Below are 19,074 nucleotides of genomic sequence, written 5' to 3' on the forward strand. Positions count from 1 at the left end.
TTACCTCTGGCCTAAGATTGTTTCCACGGTTTCACGCATTTGAGCGACGGGCGCTTCCTTGCCGGTCCACCATTCGAATTGCGAGGCCCCCTGATACACGAACATGGCGATTCCGTCCACTATTGTGCATCCGGCGTTCCTTGCGTCGGACAAAAAACGGGTCAGCAAAGGCCGGTACACAATATCCATGGCTACCATGTCTTTATTAAAAAAGGATGCGGGCGCCGGGCTGTCTTGCACATTGGGGACCATTCCCACCGAAGTGGCGTTGACCGCAATGCGGCAATTCAGCTTGCCCAAATCCTCCATAGGCTGGAAATCAACGCCAAGCTCTTCAGCCAGCCTGGCCCCTTTTTCCATGGTGCGATTGACAATGGTCACCCTGGCGCCTTCCTGCTTTAAGCCGTAGATGACGGCGCGCGCCGCGCCTCCTGCGCCGATGACCACCACGTCTTTATCCTTAACCGGCGTTTTTTCCTGGATCGCCTTGACCGCGCCCAGGCAGTCGGAGTTCTTTCCGATCAAACGTCCCTGGTCATTGATGATGGTGTTGACCGCGCCCATGGCCCGGGCCGTTTCGTCCACCTCGTCCAGGTGCTCCATGACCGAAACCTTGTGAGGAATGGTCACGCTGGCGCCGCCTATGTCAAAGGCGCGGATAGCCCGGACCGCCCCTTGGACGTCTGTGACGCGAAAAGCCATGTACGCCGCATTTTCGCCGATGTGCGTAAAGGCCCGGTTGTGCATGGCCGGGCTCAGGCTGTGGGCCACGGGATCGCCGAACACGGCGTACAACCGGGTCAGGGAATTGATTTCCACGGTCATGGCCTGTCTCCCACCGGGTAGGAGCCCATCCATTTTACAAAGGAGCACAGGGAACGCATTTTATCCACCACTTTTTTGACAGGCTCGTCTTTCATATGCCCTTCCAGATCCACGAAAAAGAGGTAATGCCAGCTTGCGCTCTTGGACGGCCGCGATTCCAGCTTGACCATGTTCAGCCCTTCTTCCGAAATGGGCTGCAACACGCTGTGCAAAGCGCCCGGGATATGGGGAATGGCGAAGAGCAGGGAGGTTTTATCCCGCCCTGTGGGCTGGACCTTGTCCCTGCCGATGACCAAAAACCGGGTGATGTTGGTCGTGGAATCCTGGATGTTGTCCGCCAGGGTGTTCAGCTCGTACGTGATGGCCGCCTCCGAGCTGGCGATGGCCGCGCCGCCCGGGGTGTTGACCGCCATGCGCGCCGCCTCGGACGTGCTGGAGCACTGATTCTGCAGGATTCCCGGCAGGTTTTTGCCCAGCCACTTGCGGCATTGGGCGATGGCCTGGGGATGGGAGAAAACCACCATGATCTGGTCCAGGGAGTCCTCCGCGGACAGCAGGTCGTGGCGGATGGGCAGATAAATTTCTCCGCAAATCCTCACGTCGCTTTCCTGAAACAGGTCCAAGGTCAGGTTTACGGCGCCTTCCATGGAGTTTTCCACCGGGACCACGCCGAAAGGCCTCCGCCTTTTGTCCACTTCCTCGAACACGTCCGAGATGGTTGCCAGGGGCGTAAAATTGGTGGACCGGCCGAAATGCTTCATGGCCGCCATGTGGGTGAAGGTCGCCTTGGGGCCCAGGTAGCCCACTTCCAGGGGCTGCTGGATCCTGCGGGACGCGGCGATGATTTCCGTATACAAAAGCAGCAGGGTTTCGTCCGGCATGGGGCCTTCGTTCAACTCCTGCAGCTTGTTCAGCACCGCCCGTTCCCGGGAGAAATCCACCACCGGCAGGCCCTTGCCCTGTTTGATCGCGCCGATTTTCTGGGCGATGTCCAGGCGTTCGTTGACCAAAGCCAGGATCTTTTGATCCGTTTCGTTGATAGCCTGCCTTAAGGGTTCCAATTCGGGGAGGCCGTTTTTATTGGATGGTTTCATTTTTCCGTTATGGTCTCCTTGATTTTATGGCCGAAGTGACGCCCGCCTTCTTCGAGGCTGGCCAGCACTTTATCGCCCGGCTTGAGAGCCACCACGGAAAGGGGCTTGCCGTCGGTCGCCACAAGGCGGATGGTTTCGGCGTTTTGGCAAATGGTGGTAATCTTTTTATCGCCTGCCTTGGCGGTAATCAACAGCAAAGGCCGTTTTTCGATTTTCAGCCTGCCCACAACGCCGATGGAGCACTTGCCCTTGTAATCCGTAATAAGCACTTCATCCCCTGCGCTGAGTTCGGAAAGATACCGGGTTTTATTGCCCGGAACCTTGGTGTAGGCATGGACCGCGCCTGCGTTCACTCTGAAAGGACGAGCCGCCACATAGGGATTCTCAATGCTTTCGGAGTGAATCAGGAACATAGCCGCCGAGGAATTGCCCACCAGCATGCCTTCTCCGGGCTTCATGTCCGTGCAGGTGTCCACGCACACCCGGTCGCCCATGCCAACGGCCTTGACTTCCGTGATTTCCACCGGAACCACCGGGGCGGTGGTCCCTTCGCCTTTTAAAAAGGCCAGGGTGCGTTTAAGCTCGGCCGTGTCCGGCGTGTCGATCAACACGCCCCAGACTCCGTGCTCCAGGATGCCGGCGGCGGTCTTGGCTTCGTCCAGGCTTTTGGCCGGGTGCACCACCCTGGCGCCTTTGGCGATGAGGTTTTCCAGGGGGATGATGCTCCAGTCCGGCGTGTCCACAATGACCGGCCCCATGGCCTGAGCCTGGATAATCTGGTCTTCGTCGTCCATGCTGGTAATGGTGATGGTGCTCAAGTCCTTGCCGGGAATCATGTCTCCATCCGGAGCGATGGTGGTTATCCGGCCCAGTTCCTTGACTTTTTCAGCGTACCCCTCGGGAACCATGAGCGCGTCCGCGCCGCCCTCCAGGGCGGTGGTGACAAGGTCTTTGTTCCAGGGATCCACTTTTACCCAAATGGTTTTCATGAGACGCCTTTCGATTAGAGGAGTTCCAGGGCTTGCTCGACGGTTGCATCATCATGCACAATGGATGAAATGGCGCGAACGATTTTTACCGGAGCGGCATGCTGGAACACGTTCCGGCCGATGGAAACGCCTGCGCCGCCGGCTTCCACGGAGCCTTTGACCATTTCCAGGATGTCGCGATCCGAATCCATTTTGGCGCCGCCTGCAATAACCACGGGAACGGCGCAGCCGGAGGTGACCTCGTAGAAGGAGTCAGGCGTACCGGTGTAAGGCACCTTGACGATGTCAGCGCCCATCTCGTGGCCCAGGCGGGCGGCGTGCTTGACGTATTTGACATCGTATTCATCCACGATTTTTTCGCCGCGAGGGTAGATCATGGCAAGCAGAGGCATGCCCCATGTGCGCGCTTGGTAGCTGATTTCGCCGAAATCCCTGAGCATGTCCTTTTCCAGGCCATCGCCCAGATTCACATGGATGGAAACGGCGTCCGCGCCCAGTTTGATGGCTTCTTCCATGGTGCAGATAAGGGTTTTTGCGTTGGGGAAAGGGGAAAGGGAGGTGGATGCTGAAAGGTGGATGATGAGCCCGATGTCCGGTCCGTCGCCCCGGTGGCCTTCCATGACCAGTCCTTTATGAACCACCACCGCGTTTGCGCCGCCCGCGGCCACGGAATTAATGGCGGTTTTCATGTCTTGCAGCCCGTCAATGGGGCCGACCGAAATGCCGTGATCCATGGGAACCAACACGGTGCGGCGGGTTTTTCGGTTGAGAATGCGTTCCATCCTGATTTGTTTTCCAACGAAGGTCATTTTTCCTGCTCCTTTGATTTTGTTGCCTTCCCCGGAAAAAGGGAAGGGCCGTGAAGCCTTTTTTCGCTCCACAGCCCTTTCCGAAAACCAAAAAAGCCGTGGAGACTTTTCGGTCCGCCACGGCTTTGTTGTGTTTGATGGGTTTCAGCTCACCCTCGCGCACCTCCGGGCAGACCGGTGCTAAAAAAGTAATAAAAATAATAATAGCACTTGTTAAAAAGTCTGCCGAAATTGGTAATCACGTAAAAGGGCTCCATTAGCTGAAAATTAACCTCAAGTTGGCTCTGTGATACGGGATGCCAATAGAGTGTGTCAAGGGTTTTTTTTCTTGGAATGTAATTTTAAAATATTCGTCTTGCAAAAAGAGGGCGGGGAGGCCGGCTTATTAGTTGCTGAATTTATATTGGTTTTAGCATATTCCTCCCGGTCTGGGCGCGGGTTTGAAATTGTCGGACTCATCAAAGCACTCTCGGCATGTTCCGGGGTGGGAATCAATAAAACGGCGCACCATGTCCGGGTCGTCCTGAAAAACCGTCATCCAGATGCTCCAGTAACCGCTGGCCATTGCCGTGCGGGTTATTTGCTTCCTCATTTGTTCTGTATTGTTTGTGCACAAATCCTTTTTCGATTCCTCGGCCATGCCCCATGTTTCTCTTCGGTTCAACCATCTGCGGTCCGAGGCCTTGCTATTCAAGGGCGTCTTGTTTAAACCCGTTAATGAAATGGTGTCACGTGCTTTCCGTTCCAAGGCTTCAGGTAAACTATCTGCGGGGAAAACAAGCCCTTCATCCGTATACTTGAAAGCTGCGAATGTATTATCCTTGTCAGGCCATAAATAGCGGCCTTCAATAATTTCCTTGTTTCCTTTGGTGGAATTGCAGTTAGTACAGGCGAGGAGAAAGTTATCCCAGTCCAGTTCTTTGCTGGGATTCACTGATTTCGGCTGTACATGTTCCACCGCCAGAGAGGCGTCCAGATGCATCTCGCAATAGGAGCAATACTCGCCCAGACATTCTATAAGCAGACCTCTCGCTTTTGCATATTTGGTGAACCTGACTTCTTTTCCGTTTTTATCCTTTGGGCGCCCTCCTTTTTTCACCGGCCTCATCATTGGCCTCCATCTTCAATCGATGCATCGGCCATGCCGGCGGCGGTCCTTTTCATTTCCAGGAAGGCATGATAGGCGACATTTTCACTGAATGGAGCAGACAGGATATCCAATTTTTCTTTCAGCCGCGCCTTTGTTTTTTTATCAACATCTTTTCCCTGTTCCAGCACTTTGTAATACTCCAATGCAGCGTTATACATGTCCTGGTAACGTTTGCTTCTTTGGGGCTTCTCTATTCCCATAATTTCTTCCACAATGTCTTCAATGGATCGGTTGGCAAAGGAGCAGCCCGGGCCGGGGGCGGCAATATCCGGAGGATAGCTTTCAATTTTCTCAGGAGAGGCCTCCTGATTAAGGTCAATTACTTCGCCGGGGTTTAAGGATTGAATGATAAAGGGAGAATGGGTTGTGGCGATGAATTGGATATTGGGAAAGGCCTGTTTAAGATCCCCAACCACTCGCCGTTGCCACTTGGGATGCAGGTGCATGTCGATTTCATCAATCAGGACGATGCCGGATGTCTTTTGAGCCGCCTTTATTTCGTATTGAGGATTGAGGCGAGACGCCCTGTGGGCTATGTCAGCCGTCATGGCGATGATGTTTCGAAACCCATCTCCTAAATAGTTGACCGGGATCAATCCCGTTTTTTCCGACTCCAGCATGATCTGATCTTCATCAATATCAAAAAAGAAGTCCGTGGAATCCGGGATGCAGGCTTTAACCGCCATTTCCACATTTGCAAGGGCTTGGCTGTCGCCATTTTTTCTTAGAGCGCTGATTGAAAGTTTTTTGAACCACTTTTCAAAGGCTTTTTGGTCGGATTTTGGGTCCAGGCAAAAACGGTAGGCATCCAGTTGGGAGTCCGGCCCCTCTATTTTGATGTTTCTATGGATATCCCATAATCGTCCTGGCCCATAATAAAGAAGCAAGGGAAGATCAGGCGAGTCTCCATTGGCGACCATCTTTCTATGCCGGGCGCCGATTTCCACCAAATCCTTGGCCTTGCCCCCTCTGTCTCCGTAATCCCTTTGCCAAAGGATTTTGTCTCCATTCAACTTGCCCGAACAAACGATTGACGCATCGCCCTGCGGCTCACGAAAAACCTGCCCGCCCGTTCTATTGATTTTGTAACGGATGTCGTCTTTTACAATGCCGCCTCTCCCTGTTTTAATGCGGGATCCTTGAAGGTAAGTCCCTAACATGATGGAAACGGCGTCCAGGACAGTGGTTTTTCCTGCTCCGTTATCGCCAATGAGTACGTTGAAACTCGGGTGAAAACGGAATTTCGCATTTTCGTACTTTCTGAAATTATTGCAGGTGAGGTCGAAAATTTTCATACCGCCGCTCCCTTTCGACAGGATTATCCATAGGTTTTGACCCATTATAAACGCAATGGCTTTAAAATACAATAGATATCCATCGATGGGGCGGGAGCAAACAAGCTGTCCTGGGGTGTAGCAGGTAAACAGTCCTGTGCAATCCGGCCGACAGGTAGGTGATCAGATGCGCCGAGCAAAAGGCAAAGCACAGCCTCGCGTTTACAAGGCTGTGCTTTGCCTTAGGATAATCCCGCCCATGGGCGCGCCCATGTCGCGTTCGATGACTGGACACTTGATTTGCAGCAGGCAAAACACCTTGGGGCCGGCGTTGTTCAGGGTTTCGTAATTGCCTTGGCCCTTGGCGATGATGACCGGCGCCTCGTTGAACGCCTCCACGAATTCCGGCTTGCACAAAGACAAGATGGTGCCGGGGGCGTCCGCGCCATTGTCAATCAGGGTTGCAACCTTGTCCAGACCGGCGGCGATTGCGTCCTCCATGATGGCGTCGTTGAGGATGGGCCTGCCCCGCACCGCATAGACCACGGGCTTTTCCAGGGTTTCGATAAGCACCCGGTCGAACACGGTTTCTCCGGCGTTATCGCCCAGGTACAAAATGTGATCCGTTTTTTCCATCTCCCGGCGTAGAAGCGCTTCGTCGTCCACGGCGTAATCCTGAGCCAGCACCCGGTCCACCGTGTGCCAGAGGTCTTCGTGTTCGTCGGACACGCCCAGGTCGATGATGTTTCCCGCAATGGCGAGGCGCAGGGCCGTCCCCAGAGGATCGTCGCTGGCCGCGACCATGGCTTTTAAATCGTCGTACAACTCCATGGCCGCCAGGGTGCACCGGGCTTTGGCTTCTTTGTACGGATCCGGGTTGTTGCTGTATTCGCGGATAATGCCGTGAACGGCCTTGGCCACGTGGGGCGGCGTGGTTTCGGGGCTGAGGTTTTGCAGGAGTTCCAAAACCTTGATCATGATTTTATGCTGAACCGGATCGTCGCACCCGGCGTGACGGGCGGCGTTGATGGTCTGGCGGACGAAACATGCGTAGCAATCCAGGTAAAACTTCACTTTAAACTCCCATAAACATTTAAGCTAAGAAATCATTCCTCATCCTGCTGATCCCACTCGCTGATATATTTGGTTACGGTACGGCGGTCCAGGCTGATCCTCCGGGCCACTTCCTCAAAGGTTCCGTGGCGCGCGTGCAACAGCTTGCAATAACCGGCCATGAGCATCTGGGCGGGCATGTCTCCTGTTTCCAGGGCCGCGGCTAGCTTGGACTGGAGGTCCGTGGGCGCATATTTTTTGTCTCCGCCGTAATCCTTTTTCAAAAGCACCCGGCGCACGCATTGCTCCAACTCGCGGACGTTGCCGTACCAGGGATACTCCGGCCCCAGGTTTTTTTCGATGACTTTTTTCACCATGTCCACAAGCTCCGGCGAGGGCTTGCCCACGGTTTTGCTCACAATGTGGGACAGGAGATCGTCCAGTTCCAGGGGGTCTTCCTGGATGCGCTGGCGCAAGGGCGGCACGGTGATGACGTCCGAACACAGGCGGTAGAAGAAGTCGTCCCGGAACTTGCCGCTGGAACGCAACTCGTTCAACTTTTGATTGGTGGCGCCAATGACCCTGCCGTGGAAGGGCGCCTTGACGTGGCTGCCCACGGGATAGAAAAAGCGCTCCTGCAACACTTGCAGCAGCTTGATCTGCACGGGCTGGCTGATTTCTCCGATTTCGTCCAGCAGAATGGACCCGTGGGGGCTGCAGTTTTCCAACACGCCCACATGATTTTCCACCGCGCCGGTGAATGACCCCTTTTTATGGCCGAAAAGCTCAGATTCTATAAGGTTTTCAGGATATTGCGAAAGATTGATAGACTTGAAATTGCTGGTGAAGCTCTCGGTGAACACGCGCCGTTTCATATTAAAGGGGATGTGCCCGGAGCGCCCGATGGCGGCCGCCACGGTTCCCTTGCCCGTGCCCGTCTCCCCTAAAAGAAGGGTGGAGAAATCCTCCATCCTGCCCCGAAGATAGGCGTCATACATGCTCAGGTTATGGGTAAAAATATTGTTCCACAGGTCGAACCGCAGCTTTTTCATAACCTGGCTGCGGCCGATCAGGCTTTGATTGATGAAGTAAAACGCCCTGCGTAGTTGGTAGCCCATTTCAATGGCGTGCTTGATTTCAGAGGGGCTGAACCCCCTGGACTGAAGCACCGCAATGGCCTCTCCCGCGAAATTCAATTTGAGAATCTTGTCTTCCGTCTTTATTTGGGCGCGAATGTGATCATCGAACTTTTTGCGGAACCGGTAGAAGAAGTCGAACAGATACACGTCTTCCAGCAACTTCTTATCTTCGCCGGAAAAAGCGTTCAGGTCGTCCCTTCCCGAATCTCCCAAAGCCTGCAACTGGTCTTCCAGCACACGCAGGGTTTTGTCTATCTGATGGCTTCCATGGTGTTCGCCTTCCCCGGATGCTATTTGCAGGTCGAGGCTAAGCCTCTGTTCTCCAAAAGGATTGGCAATAGCCGCCTTTTGCACCAGGGTAAAAAATTCCCGTTCCTGGGAGGTCAGGCTTTTTTCTTGGGGCATGGAAAATCCTTTAAAACGCCAGGGGCGATGCAACCGGGTTTTAAGGTTAGGGAGCGCATACACTCCGTGTACATGGCCTGTGCACAACATGCGTATCACAAAGCATAGCCACAGGGCGATGTGAAAAGCAAAATATTTTTTTATTTAGTTAAATTAGGTGGTTAACGAAAAATAAAAATTCCGGCACGCATCTTGTTTAATAACAGACACAAAGCCGGGAACAGGAATGCCCGGAATTTTACGGAGGAAATATGAAAATGCAGACAAAAGCCATTGTTTTTCCGGGGCAGGGCTCCCAAAGGCCGGGCATGGGCAAGGATTTCTTTGATCAATGCCAGGAAAGCGCCCGGGTTTATGAGGAAGCCTCGGACGCTCTTGGCTGGAGCACGGCGGATATGTGCTTTGGCGAAGAAGACAGGCTTAACCTGACCGAGTTCGCCCAACCCTGCATTGTGACTACGGAAATCGCCATGCTCCGGGCCTTGGAATCGGAGTTCGGCTTGACCGCTGAGTTCTGGGGCGGCCACAGCCTGGGCGAATACACCGCATTGACTGCGGCCGGAGTATTGCCTTTAGCCTCCGCCGTTAAAATCGTGCAAGCCAGGGGAAGGCTGATGCAGGACGCCTGCCCCGTGGGCATGGGCGCCATGGCCGCCGTAATAGGAAAAGGACTGGACGTCCAACTTCTATCCGAAACCCTCAACAGCCTGCCCGTGGATCTGGCCAACATCAATTCTCCGGACCAGGTGGTTATCAGCGGCCGGGCCGACTCCATGGAACAGGCCCGGCAAGGCATCGAGGCCGCCTTTAACGGCGCCGCCCCACGGTTCGTTCCCTTGAACGTAAGCGCTCCCTTTCACAGCCGCTTTATGAAAAGCATCGAACCATCTTTCAGGCAGGTTCTGGAGCAGGAAACGGGCAATTTCAAGCCAGAAGGCGCCGTTGGCGTGGCATGCAACTATACGGGCGTGTTCCATACGCCGAACAGTCCGGCAATTGTTGACGCCCTGGTGAGCCAGTTGAGCAATCCGGTCCGGTGGACTAACAACATGGACCTTTTGGCCCAGGCTGCGGACGAGATCGTGGAGCTTGGCCCCAACCGGCCGTTGCGGGCCTTTTTCAAGGCCATGGGGGCCGCCTGCCAGTCCATTACCGGCATGACCGCCGCGAAAAAAGTTTTTGGAGGATAATTCATGAAATTCGACTCAGGATATTGGGCGATCATAATCGGCGCATCCAGCGGGTTCGGACTGGCCACGGCAAAGAAACTGGCTTCACACGGCATGAACCTGTGCCTGGTCCATCGGGACCGGCGGGGCGCCGTGAAGAACATCCAGCCTTCTTTTGACGAAATCGCCGCAACCGGCGTGCAAATGCTGACCTTCAACCTGGACGCCTTGTCCCCCGAAGGCCGCGCCAAGGCTTTGGACGGGCTGGCGGAAAACCTGGGCGAGTCCGGTTCCGTGCGCCTGCTTATGCATTCCCTGGCCTTCGGCAACCTCAAGCTCCTGGCGCCCTACGAAGCATCGGGAGAGCCCGCCAGGGCCCGCGCCAAGATGGCTGACCTGCTGGGCGTCATGCCCCAGGCCGTGGATGAAGCTGCGGCCGGCCTGTTCGCTCAAGGATGCCCCCCCATCCATTCCCTGGCGGACGAGGCCGAGTTCAACAACCGGTTTTTACTGGAGGAGGACGATTTCTCCCGCACTATCCACGCCATGGGAACCAGCTTGGTGGAATGGGTGCAGGACGTGTTCAACCGAAAGATGTTCGCTGCTGACGCACGGGTGCTGAGCCTAACCTCCGAAGGCAACGCCGTGGCATGGCGGGGATACGCCGCGGTTTCCGCGGCCAAGGCCGCTCTGGAGTCCGTGTCCCGGGCCATCGCCGTGGAGTTCGCCCCCTACGGAATCCGGTGCAACGTGGTTCAGCCGGGCGTCACCGACACCCCGGCGTTCCGGGCCATACCGGGGAATCCCCAAATCGAGGCCAAAGCCTTATTGCGCAATCCCATGGGGCGCCTGACCACACCCCAGGACGTGGCCAACCTGATTTTTCTGCTCTGCCTGGACGAAGCAGCCTGGATCAACGGCAGCCTTATTCCCGTGGACGGCGGAGAAAGGATTGCCTGATATGCTTTTTATTCACGGCATGGGCCATTATCATCCCGAAAACGTGATCACCAACCGTTTTTTAAGCAGCCTGGATATTGGCAGCGACGAAAAATGGATCATGGAGCGGGTGGGCATCAAGGAACGGCGCACCAGCCTGGATCTGGACTACATCCGCCTCACCCTGAACCGGGACGTCAGGGCCGCATCCGAAGCAAGCATTTGCACCCGCGCTTGGTGCGGCGCCCAGGCCGCCCGCATGGCTTTGGAAAGGGCGGGGTTGAAGCCCGAAGACGTGGGCATGGTGATTTCCGGATCGTCCAGCCCATACATCGTGTGCCCGGCGGAGGCGTGCTCCGTGGCCGCCGAACTGGGTGTGGAAGCCCCTTGCTTTGACGTCAATTCCGCGTGCAGCACGTTCATCGTTCAATTATGCAACCTGGCCGCCATGCGCAGGGAAAGCCTGCCCCGGTTCGTCCTGGTCATCAACCTGGAGCACGTAACTCATTCCGTGGATTATTCGGACCGCAACTCCGCCCCCTTGTTCGGAGACGGCGCGGCGGCGGCCGTGGTTTCCATGGAAGAGGAGGCCCCGGTGGAGTTTTTCGGCGCCGGGTTTTTCTCCATACCAGGATCCTGGGACAAAGCCGTCATTCCCCAGGGCAAGCATTTTTTTCAGGAAGGCCGGGCCGTCCAGGGATACGCCATCCGCAAAACCACGGATTGCCTGCGCCATCTGCAGGAGCAATACGGGGCCGAAGCGCCGGTCTTTCGCTTCATAGGGCATCAGGCCAATTACATGATGCTCACCCATGTTCGCCAACGCTGCAATATTGCGGAGGCGGATCATTGGCATAACGTTCAGGAGTTCGGAAACGTCGGATGCAGCGGCGCCCCTTCCGTGTTGAGCATGAGCTGGGACAAGCTGGAGCCCGGAGACCACACGGCCATGGTCGTGGTGGGCGGAGGCCTGACTTACGGCCGCGCCATGCTGCGGATGAACGGTTTGGAGGATTAAGGAGAATATTATGCAGCCTGATAAAGAGCTGAGAGAGCAAATACTGGAGCTTATCCCCCAGCAGGCGCCGTTCCGGTTTGTGGACGAAATCCTGGAAGTGGACGGGGATCGGATTGTGGGGACGTACCGATTCAAGGAAGACGAGTTTTTCTACCCCGGGCATTTTCCCGGCGCCTCCATCACCCCCGGGGTGATTCTGATCGAAACCATGGCCCAGACCGGCGCCGTGGGCCACGGCATTTATCTCATGATGCAAAAGGGCATGTCCCTGGACGAGATCAAAAGCCAGGTGACCGTGTTTTCCCTGGCCGATCAGGTGGAGTTTTTCATCATGGTTCCTCCGGGAACCCGGGTGATCGTCACCGGCGAAAAAATGTTCTACCGCCGGGGCGCTCTGCGGTCCAGCGTGGCCATGGCTGCCGAGGACGGAAAGCCCATTTGCCGGGGAATTCTTACGGGAACGGGAGTGCGTTTAAATGGATAGTCGCGGAGTCGTCATAACGGGCCTGGGCGTTGTCAGCCCTATCGGAAACGATGTCGGGGAGTTTATGGAATCCTTGAAACAGGGTAGGTCGGGAGTTTGCTTCCTGCAGGAACTGGCGGAGCTCAAGTTTTCATGCTGCATCGCCGGAACGCCCAAGAATTTTGAAAAGGCGCGGGAAAGGCATTTTAATGAACGGCAGGCGTCCCTCATGACCGAGGCCACCGCCTACGCCGCCGTCGCCGCACTGGACGCATGGCGGGACGCCGGACTGGAAATCCCTGAGCCGGACAGCCCCGTGGATTGGGACACCGGCGCCATCATCGGCACCGGAATAGGAGACATGGAAACCATCGCCCAGCGGATCGTGCCCATGGTCAACGATAAAAAAGTGCGCCGCATGGGCAGCCGGATCGTGGAGCAGGTCATGAACTCCGGCGCCAGCGCCAAGGTTTCGGGGATTTTGGGCCTGGGCGCCCAGGCCACGGCCAATTCTTCCGCGTGCAGCACCGGGACCGAAGCCGTGGCCGAGGCGGTCTGGAAAATCCGGGCCGGCCTTGCCAAACGCATGGTCGTAGGCGGGACCGAAGGCCCTTCCCCCTATACCTGGAGCGGGTTTGACGCCATGAAGGTGCTGCCCAGGAAGTTCAATGACCGCCCCGAAACGGCGTCCCGCCCCATGAGCGCCACGGCCGCCGGATTTGTGCCCGGCGCGGGCGCGGGAATACTTATCCTGGAAGACGAACAGACCGCCCTGGAGCGCGGCGCCCGGATTTACGCCAAAGTGGCGGGCGTTCACGTGAATTGCGGCGGACAAAGAAACGGCGGCGCCATGACCGCCCCCAACAATCAAGGCGTGCGTCGATGCATACACGGGGCTTTGCAGGACGCGGGCGTGCAGCCCAAGGATATCGATTCCATATCCGGGCATTTGACCGCCACATTCGCAGACCCCATCGAAGTGCAAAACTGGGCGAAAGCCCTGGGAGTCGCACCGGGCGACTTTCCCTTAATCAACTCCGTCAAGTCCATGACCGGGCATTGCCTGGGCGCGGCGGGCGCCGTGGAATCCATTGCGGCTGCCCTGGAGTTGCACCACGGGTTTTTGCATCCCTCCATCAACTGCGAGGACATACACCCGGAAATAGCCCCCTTTGAGGAAAAGGTAGTTAGAAAATACACGGACTATCCCGAACTGCAATGCCTGGCGAAAGCCAGCTTCGGATTCGGGGATGTGAACAGTTGTCTTGTGTTCACAAAATGGAATGCCTAAGAAAAGGAGACGCCACATGGAACTGCAACAAGTATTTGATAAAATGGTCGAAATTCTCAAACCTTTCGTGAAGGATCCGGCCGCCCTGGCAAACGCCGACAAGGACACCCACCTGATCGACGATCTCAAGGTCAATTCCGCCCGCATGGTGGATATCATCATCGAGTCGGAAGACGCTTTTGAGGTGGAAATCGACGACGACGAAGCAGACTCCATTGAAACCATCGGCGACGCCGTCCGCGTCATCATGGGCAAGATGGATCCCGTAGCCAACCCCAGCTAAAAAGGCGAAACGGGAAGAACGACCCCCTCCCTCGCCGTTCTTCCCGTTCAACCTTGCCGTCATGGGTATAGGCAACGACATAGTGGACCTCCTGGCGCCGGAAGCCGGGAATAAACATCTGGATCAGCGATACGCGGGCCGGGCTTTTACTGTGCGGGAATTGGACGCGATACAAAATTCCCCCAAGCCCGGCCCCTTGTTTTGGGCTATCTGGGCGTGCAAGGAGGCTGCATATAAGGCTCTTGGACAGGATCATCCCGGGATAAGCTCCTGGCCGAATAAATATGATGTGGAGTTGCAAATTGATGGAGACAAAGGGGAGGGCGGGGTGAAAACGCCGGTTGGAGAGGTTTTCGTCCGGGTTGATTTTTTTGAACGATTCGTCCACGCCCTCGCCGCGACGGAGAAGGATGATTTGGATAGGGTGAACTTCGGCGTTGCTGAATGCAAGCCGGAATATTGCAAGACCTGTATGCATTCCCACGCACAGCATGGGAACGAGCAGGATGGGGCTTTCAGGTTTTTTCGGAAGCGCCAAGGGAGTGAGATTCAGTGTAAGGGCAGGGTTCCCCTGCCCAGGATACGGCATCAATGCTTCCATCAGCCTCGGGCGCTGGACGGCGCTAACGCCCCCTCCCCCTTGACGGGGGAGGGCCGGGGTGGGGGTGACGAAGAAATCAACCGTTACGGCCTCAAGCCGCCCGTCGCCCCGTCATCCCCGCGCACGCGGGGATCCAGCGTCCTTTTTGCTTCGGGTCATGGGAACTCGTTCAACGAAGACGCTCCCCCCCATCCTGTCCTTCCCCCGCCAGGGGGGAAGGGACGAAGGCCCGACGGCTTTGGTTCGGATGTTCCGCTTAGGCGCGAAATTGCTCCCGCCTCACATGATGACGCCGCCGAAAATGCCGAGGGCAATGGATGCGCCGCCCAAGCCGTCAGGACCGGTATGCATTCCCACGCAAAGCATGGGAACAAGAGGCCCGGCGGCTTTTTTGAATCGGGCGACTGCAAAAACGCCTCCGCCTTGGTCAGGCGGCTGGCCGTACGGCATCTCTCTTGCTTGTATAATCTGGATTATTCCGCTTTGCAGATCGTGAGGAAAAAACAGGACGGCAAATTAGGCCCCCCTTTGGTGCAATATGGAGATCAAAGACTGCCCGTATCCCTCAGCCTCAGTCACGACGGCCCTTATCTGGCCTGGGCGTTGCTTATCAATCATGATCAACCGCCTTGCGATACCGCGCAGCCGGATTAAAAGGCCGGGCATTTATCCAAAATGCCCGACAATGAATTGCTTGATGCGTTGGGTTTCGGTTTCCAGGGCCGCCAGGATGCCGTCGGCGCCGGCGAGTTCGTCATTCTTCCCCATGGTTTCCAACTGAAAGGCCAGGTCGGAAGCAATGTCGGCGCAGATGTATTTCAAGGTTCCTTTGTATTTATGGGCTGCGGCCTGCAAGGCTTCGGCGTCCTGAGATTTTAGGCTGGCGGCAATATTGCCCATCGAGTCGCCCATATCATCCATAAAGGTTTTCAGGCAGTCGTCCAGGAGTTCCTGGTCCCCTCCCATGATTTCCAAAGCGGCCTCCATGTCCAGGGGCGGAGGCGCTTCTTCTTCAGGCTGGAGGAACGGGGCGGGCTCTTCCTGGGCGGAGGCTTCCTGCTTTATTAAAGGCGCTTCCACTTTTTGGACGGCGTTTTTTTGCGGCTCCGTGCTCGCTGTTTGCGTTGAATAGCTGCCTTTTTTGCTTGTCGCCACATTTTGGATGACTTTGGTCAGGGCGTCTCTTTGTAATGGCTTTGTCAGGTAGTCGTCCATCCCGGCTTCGATGAATTTTTCCCGGTCCCCGGTCATGGCGTGGGCGGTCAGGGCGACAATGGGCGTCCTTTTCACCTTGTGAGCGGCTTCAAATTGTCTGATTTTTCGGGTGGCTTCCATGCCGTCCATGATCGGCATCTGGCCGTCCATGAGAATCAGGTCGTATTGCTCCCCTTTGACGATGGCGTCCAGGGCTTCCTTGCCGTTATTGGCCATAACCACGCTATGCCCCATTTTTATAAGATTGGTTGAGGCGACCTTTTGGTTGATGTCGTTGTCGTCCGCCAAAAGAATATGGATTTTTTGGGTTTCTTCGGAGGTGTAGGGCGTGACGATGCTTCTGGCGCCACCCGCCTCTTCGCCGGAGCAGGCGCCCATGGTGCAAGACAAAGCGTCAAATAACTGCGCCTGCTTGATGGGTTTGGTCAGATAAGCGTGAAACCCCAGCTTTTCCATGGCCTGGGCGTCGCCCCGCATACCCATGGAGGTAAGCATGACCAGGGTGATGTTCTTGAATCTGGGATCATCTAAAATGCGGCTCCCCAATGCGGCTCCGTCCATGTCCGGCATTTGCATGTCCAGGATGGCCAAATCAAAGGGGTCGTTTTCTGTATAGGCTTTGTCAAGCCATGCAAGGGCTTGCTCTCCGTCGGGGGCTTCTTCCGTACGGCTTTTCCATCCCCGAAGCATTTCCCGCAGGATTATCCGGTTGGTTTCCACATCGTCCACCACCAAAACCCGTTTGCCCTGAAGATCTTTCACAGACAGTTCTTCTCTCGGGGCCTTCCTGGATTTTGGCAGAACAGCGGTAAACCAGAACGTGGAGCCTTTTCCTTCCTCGCTTGTCAGTCCTATCTCCCCGCCCATCAATTCGGACAGCTTTTTTGAGATGGCCAGGCCGAGCCCCGTGCCGCCGTGCTTGCGGGTTGTGGAGGAGTCCGCCTGGGTGAAGGGGGTGAACAATGTTTTTTGGACGTCCGGCGGAATGCCTATCCCCGAGTCCCGGACTTCAAAACGGATGACCGCGGTTTCTTCATCCTCGGAATCCAAAGACACCCGGATGACCACCTCTCCCTTTTCCGTGAATTTGACCGCGTTGCCGGAAAGATTCATCAGGATCTGGCGAAGCCTGCCCGGGTCTCCCTTAAGCCACAGAGGGACGTCATGGTGAATCAGACAAGCGGCTTCCACGCCCTTTTCCTCCGCGGGCACGGAAATAACGTCCGCAACCCCTTCCACCGTGTTGCGGAGATTGAACTCGATGACTTCCAAATCCAGCTTGTCGGCATCGATCTTTGAGTAGTCCAGGATGTCGTTGATCACCCGGAGCAGGGCCTGGGCGCTGGAATTGATCCTTTCAACATATTCCGTTTGTTCGGAATTCAGCCGGGTTTCCATGAGTAATTCGCCCATGCCGATAACCCCGTTCATGGGCGTGCGGATTTCGTGGCTCATATTGGCCAGGAACACCCCCTTGGCCATATTGGCCAATTCCGCTTCCACAGCCAGTTTGTTGGCGTTCTCCACCAGGTTTTCCAATTGCTGGTTGGACAACTCCAGCTCCTGCTTGGCGTCCAGTATTTCCTGGAGGGCTTGGTCCCGTTCCTCAATCATGCGGTAAAAGCTGGACGTCAGTTCCGCAATCTCATTGGGGCCCTTTATGGCGGGTTGGAGTTTCAGATTACCCTTGCCTGCGTCCTTGACCAATTCAGTCAACGTGATGATCGGCCTGGTTATTTTTGAGGCCGCATAATATACAAACAGGATGGTTAAAAAAGCCAGGCCGGCGCCTATGGCAAGCAAAATGCCCATATTTCGGTTGGGTCTTTTAAGGATTTCGTTTTTTGAAACCTGACACAAGAGAAACCATTCGCTTAAATCGCCTGAAAACTGGATTGGAATGATGGCGTTAAGATTATTGTGGCCAAAAGAGAGAAAGCTATGATCCATGGAAATTTTTGCCATGGAAAGAATACTGGTGCTATTTGATCCCAGGATATTTTTTTCCAGGCCGTCGGCTTTTGCGCTTCCCGCCAAGACTTCTCCGGTTCGATCAACCACAAAAAAGTGGGCTTTGGGATTGGCTTTGTGCGCATCCCAAAGCACTTCCGCAACCGTTTCGGCGTTAAAGACCACTCCAACCACACCCCGAAAAGATCCATTGAAAATAATAGGCGTGGCTACGGAAAAATGGCTGCTCTTCAAACTGCCCAACGGTTGGAAATGCGGTTTTGTTAATATGCTTTTCCTGGCGGCCTTTATTCTTTCGTAAGGACAGAATGGATCGCTGTCATCAACGGGCGCTTTTTCCAGGTGAAATCTCCCTAGCCCGTCACGAAACCAGAAAGGAATGAATCGTCCTTCTTCATTGTGGCCCTCACGGCCTTTATGCATCACATCCATGCCGTCAAAACCGTCAGGCTCCCAGACGGTGCGCAAACCCAGGAACTGGGGATTTTCCTTGAGGATCTTTAAAATGACTTCGTTGGCTGCGTCACGGCCGATAGTCGCCGAAGTCTTGGAGATGTTAAAGCAAGACAAGGTGTTGGCCAGCGCTTGGCTCACTCCCAGCGCCACATTGATTTGCGTTTTTATCCGGGATGCGTATTGCCGGGATGTTTCGATATACTGATTTTGGGCGGAATCAATCGCCGCCTGCCTGAGGGAAACGGCGGCAAAGGTCCAGACCGCAGCCAGCATGATTCCCACACTCAAGCCCACAACTAAAATAATGCGAGTTCTTATGGAATTTAGGATCATGCAGCAGCCTTCGGGAGGAGCGGATTCTCAGCGTTCACAGATCCACGCTGGGACGCGCCTGTTCTTGTTTATGCGTCACAAACTTGACGAGCCGTAGCCTTTCGCCGGTTGCATTCGGTTAGGATACGGCGTCGGGGGCGTTATGCCGGACAATATTGAAAAGGTTGATGGAGCTGTCCCCGTCAATATCAAACAGACTCAACCCCATGGTGTTATACCCCCCGGTTTTGTCCGGCTGGCTTCTTATGACCTTAAAATTGGCCAGCACCAGTAAGGACTCCCGGCCCATAACGTGAAGAATGCGGACTCTGCCCGAAGCTCCCAAGGGCAAGGATTTGGGGCTGGAAACCAGCATTCCGTTCATGGAAAGATTGCGGCATCCCACCTCAATGCTTTCCCCGTCCACATCCATGGTTGCGTGCACTGAAAAACTCACGCGCGGCCATTTTCTTTGATCATCCCTGCTCTGCGCCTCTTGTCCCATGGTTTCCATACTGACGACTCCTTTTTTTGTATCCGGTTTTTCAAGTCTGCAACAAACACCTGTATGAAGCAATAAGCATACCAAAACCGGCCTTTTTCAAGGTCTCGGCGTGA

Annotated in this window: 17 protein-coding genes and 1 pseudogene; 7 read left to right on the forward strand and 11 right to left on the reverse strand. The window is 55.4% G+C overall.

All coding sequences use genetic code 11. From position 1 onward, the window contains the following. The 8 genes from G491_RS0117445 to G491_RS0117480 all read right to left on the reverse strand — a co-directional run bounded on the left by G491_RS0117445 (window position 1) and on the right by G491_RS0117480 (window position 8,738). Complete coding sequence (locus G491_RS0117445; protein WP_028315506.1) at window positions 1-825, reverse strand: shikimate dehydrogenase; 825 nt, start codon at window positions 823-825, stop codon at window positions 1-3. Further along, entirely contained in the window at window positions 822-1,919 is a 1,098-nt protein-coding gene (pheA, locus tag G491_RS0117450) for a prephenate dehydratase (protein ID WP_028315507.1), read from the reverse strand. The genes G491_RS0117445 and pheA overlap by 4 nt, the downstream gene beginning before the upstream one ends. Then, window positions 1,916-2,908 (reverse strand): 3-dehydroquinate synthase II, encoded by a 993-nt coding sequence (locus G491_RS0117455; RefSeq protein ID WP_028315508.1) that lies wholly within the window; start codon window positions 2,906-2,908, stop codon window positions 1,916-1,918. The genes pheA and G491_RS0117455 overlap by 4 nt, the downstream gene beginning before the upstream one ends. Before the next feature lie 14 nt (window positions 2,909-2,922). Further along, window positions 2,923-3,717 (reverse strand): 2-amino-3,7-dideoxy-D-threo-hept-6-ulosonate synthase, encoded by a 795-nt coding sequence (locus tag G491_RS0117460; RefSeq protein ID WP_028315509.1) that lies wholly within the window; start codon window positions 3,715-3,717, stop codon window positions 2,923-2,925. A 409-nt stretch (window positions 3,718-4,126) separates the two neighbouring features. Continuing rightward, window positions 4,127-4,828 carry an HNH endonuclease gene (locus tag G491_RS0117465; protein WP_345917599.1) on the reverse strand — a complete coding sequence of 234 codons (702 nt, stop codon included), beginning with the start codon at window positions 4,826-4,828 and terminating at the stop codon, window positions 4,127-4,129. Beyond that, entirely contained in the window at window positions 4,825-6,162 is a 1,338-nt protein-coding gene (locus G491_RS0117470) for an AAA family ATPase (protein ID WP_028315511.1), read from the reverse strand. The genes G491_RS0117465 and G491_RS0117470 overlap by 4 nt, the downstream gene beginning before the upstream one ends. A 201-nt stretch (window positions 6,163-6,363) precedes the next feature. Continuing rightward, window positions 6,364-7,215, reverse strand: coding sequence for a damage-control phosphatase ARMT1 family protein (locus G491_RS0117475; RefSeq protein WP_028315512.1), 852 nt, complete (start codon window positions 7,213-7,215; stop codon window positions 6,364-6,366). 32 nt (window positions 7,216-7,247) lie between these two features. Continuing rightward, a complete protein-coding gene (locus G491_RS0117480; protein ID WP_028315513.1) occupies window positions 7,248-8,738 on the reverse strand; it encodes a sigma-54-dependent transcriptional regulator in 1,491 nt (496 codons plus the stop codon). 251 nt (window positions 8,739-8,989) lie between these two features. Between G491_RS0117480 and G491_RS0117485 the strand changes: the two genes are divergently transcribed. From G491_RS0117485 to G491_RS36735, 7 genes and pseudogenes are all read left to right on the forward strand, one after another. Continuing rightward, window positions 8,990-9,928, forward strand: a complete 939-nt coding sequence (locus tag G491_RS0117485) for an ACP S-malonyltransferase (protein WP_028315514.1) — start codon at window positions 8,990-8,992, stop codon at window positions 9,926-9,928. 3 nt (window positions 9,929-9,931) lie between these two features. Further along, complete coding sequence (locus G491_RS0117490) at window positions 9,932-10,867, forward strand: SDR family oxidoreductase (RefSeq protein ID WP_028315515.1); 936 nt, start codon at window positions 9,932-9,934, stop codon at window positions 10,865-10,867. Between the two features lies 1 nt (window position 10,868). Beyond that, window positions 10,869-11,864 (forward strand): 3-oxoacyl-ACP synthase III family protein, encoded by a 996-nt coding sequence (locus G491_RS0117495; protein WP_028315516.1) that lies wholly within the window; start codon window positions 10,869-10,871, stop codon window positions 11,862-11,864. A 10-nt stretch (window positions 11,865-11,874) separates the two neighbouring features. Continuing rightward, window positions 11,875-12,348, forward strand: a complete 474-nt coding sequence (locus tag G491_RS31315; protein ID WP_035219283.1) for a 3-hydroxyacyl-ACP dehydratase FabZ family protein — start codon at window positions 11,875-11,877, stop codon at window positions 12,346-12,348. Further along, complete coding sequence (locus G491_RS0117505) at window positions 12,341-13,618, forward strand: beta-ketoacyl-[acyl-carrier-protein] synthase family protein (protein ID WP_028315517.1); 1,278 nt, start codon at window positions 12,341-12,343, stop codon at window positions 13,616-13,618. The genes G491_RS31315 and G491_RS0117505 overlap by 8 nt, the downstream gene beginning before the upstream one ends. A 16-nt stretch (window positions 13,619-13,634) precedes the next feature. Next, window positions 13,635-13,901 carry an acyl carrier protein gene (locus G491_RS0117510; protein ID WP_028315518.1) on the forward strand — a complete coding sequence of 89 codons (267 nt, stop codon included), beginning with the start codon at window positions 13,635-13,637 and terminating at the stop codon, window positions 13,899-13,901. Window positions 13,902-13,962: 61 nt separating this feature from the next. Beyond that, a pseudogene (locus G491_RS36735) lies at window positions 13,963-14,106 on the forward strand (hypothetical protein); the annotation flags it as partial. Window positions 14,107-14,781: 675 nt separating this feature from the next. On the opposite strand, the gene G491_RS36345 reads toward G491_RS36735, so the two are convergent. The 3 genes from G491_RS36345 to G491_RS0117530 all read right to left on the reverse strand — a co-directional run bounded on the left by G491_RS36345 (window position 14,782) and on the right by G491_RS0117530 (window position 18,970). Further along, entirely contained in the window at window positions 14,782-14,952 is a 171-nt protein-coding gene (locus G491_RS36345; RefSeq protein WP_248635430.1) for a hypothetical protein, read from the reverse strand. A gap of 216 nt (window positions 14,953-15,168) precedes the next feature. Beyond that, complete coding sequence (locus G491_RS34145; RefSeq protein WP_051327345.1) at window positions 15,169-18,477, reverse strand: response regulator; 3,309 nt, start codon at window positions 18,475-18,477, stop codon at window positions 15,169-15,171. A 118-nt stretch (window positions 18,478-18,595) separates the two neighbouring features. Further along, window positions 18,596-18,970, reverse strand: a complete 375-nt coding sequence (locus G491_RS0117530; RefSeq protein WP_012610877.1) for a PilZ domain-containing protein — start codon at window positions 18,968-18,970, stop codon at window positions 18,596-18,598. Window positions 18,971-19,074: the final 104 nt, after the last annotated feature.

This window comes from Desulfatibacillum aliphaticivorans DSM 15576 (assembly GCF_000429905.1).
Lineage (GTDB): Bacteria > Desulfobacterota > Desulfobacteria > Desulfobacterales > Desulfatibacillaceae > Desulfatibacillum > Desulfatibacillum aliphaticivorans.

Excerpts from the sequence above, each read along its gene's own strand:
- G491_RS0117445 (WP_028315506.1), bottom strand. The coding sequence starts at position 825 with ATGACCGTGGAAATCAATTCCCTGACCCGGTTGTACGCCGTGTTCGGC.
- pheA (WP_028315507.1), bottom strand. The coding sequence starts at position 1,919 with ATGAAACCATCCAATAAAAACGGCCTCCCCGAATTGGAACCCTTAAGG.
- G491_RS0117455 (WP_028315508.1), bottom strand. The coding sequence starts at position 2,908 with ATGAAAACCATTTGGGTAAAAGTGGATCCCTGGAACAAAGACCTTGTC.
- G491_RS0117460 (WP_028315509.1), bottom strand. The coding sequence starts at position 3,717 with ATGACCTTCGTTGGAAAACAAATCAGGATGGAACGCATTCTCAACCGA.
- G491_RS0117465 (WP_345917599.1), bottom strand. The coding sequence starts at position 4,828 with ATGATGAGGCCGGTGAAAAAAGGAGGGCGCCCAAAGGATAAAAACGGA.
- G491_RS0117470 (WP_028315511.1), bottom strand. The coding sequence starts at position 6,162 with ATGAAAATTTTCGACCTCACCTGCAATAATTTCAGAAAGTACGAAAAT.
- G491_RS0117480 (WP_028315513.1), bottom strand. The coding sequence starts at position 8,738 with ATGCCCCAAGAAAAAAGCCTGACCTCCCAGGAACGGGAATTTTTTACC.
- G491_RS0117485 (WP_028315514.1), top strand. The coding sequence starts at position 8,990 with ATGAAAATGCAGACAAAAGCCATTGTTTTTCCGGGGCAGGGCTCCCAA.
- G491_RS0117490 (WP_028315515.1), top strand. The coding sequence starts at position 9,932 with ATGAAATTCGACTCAGGATATTGGGCGATCATAATCGGCGCATCCAGC.
- G491_RS0117495 (WP_028315516.1), top strand. The coding sequence starts at position 10,869 with ATGCTTTTTATTCACGGCATGGGCCATTATCATCCCGAAAACGTGATC.
- G491_RS31315 (WP_035219283.1), top strand. The coding sequence starts at position 11,875 with ATGCAGCCTGATAAAGAGCTGAGAGAGCAAATACTGGAGCTTATCCCC.
- G491_RS0117505 (WP_028315517.1), top strand. The coding sequence starts at position 12,341 with ATGGATAGTCGCGGAGTCGTCATAACGGGCCTGGGCGTTGTCAGCCCT.
- G491_RS0117510 (WP_028315518.1), top strand. The coding sequence starts at position 13,635 with ATGGAACTGCAACAAGTATTTGATAAAATGGTCGAAATTCTCAAACCT.
- G491_RS36345 (WP_248635430.1), bottom strand. The coding sequence starts at position 14,952 with ATGCCGTACGGCCAGCCGCCTGACCAAGGCGGAGGCGTTTTTGCAGTC.
- G491_RS34145 (WP_051327345.1), bottom strand. The coding sequence starts at position 18,477 with ATGATCCTAAATTCCATAAGAACTCGCATTATTTTAGTTGTGGGCTTG.
- G491_RS0117530 (WP_012610877.1), bottom strand. The coding sequence starts at position 18,970 with ATGGAAACCATGGGACAAGAGGCGCAGAGCAGGGATGATCAAAGAAAA.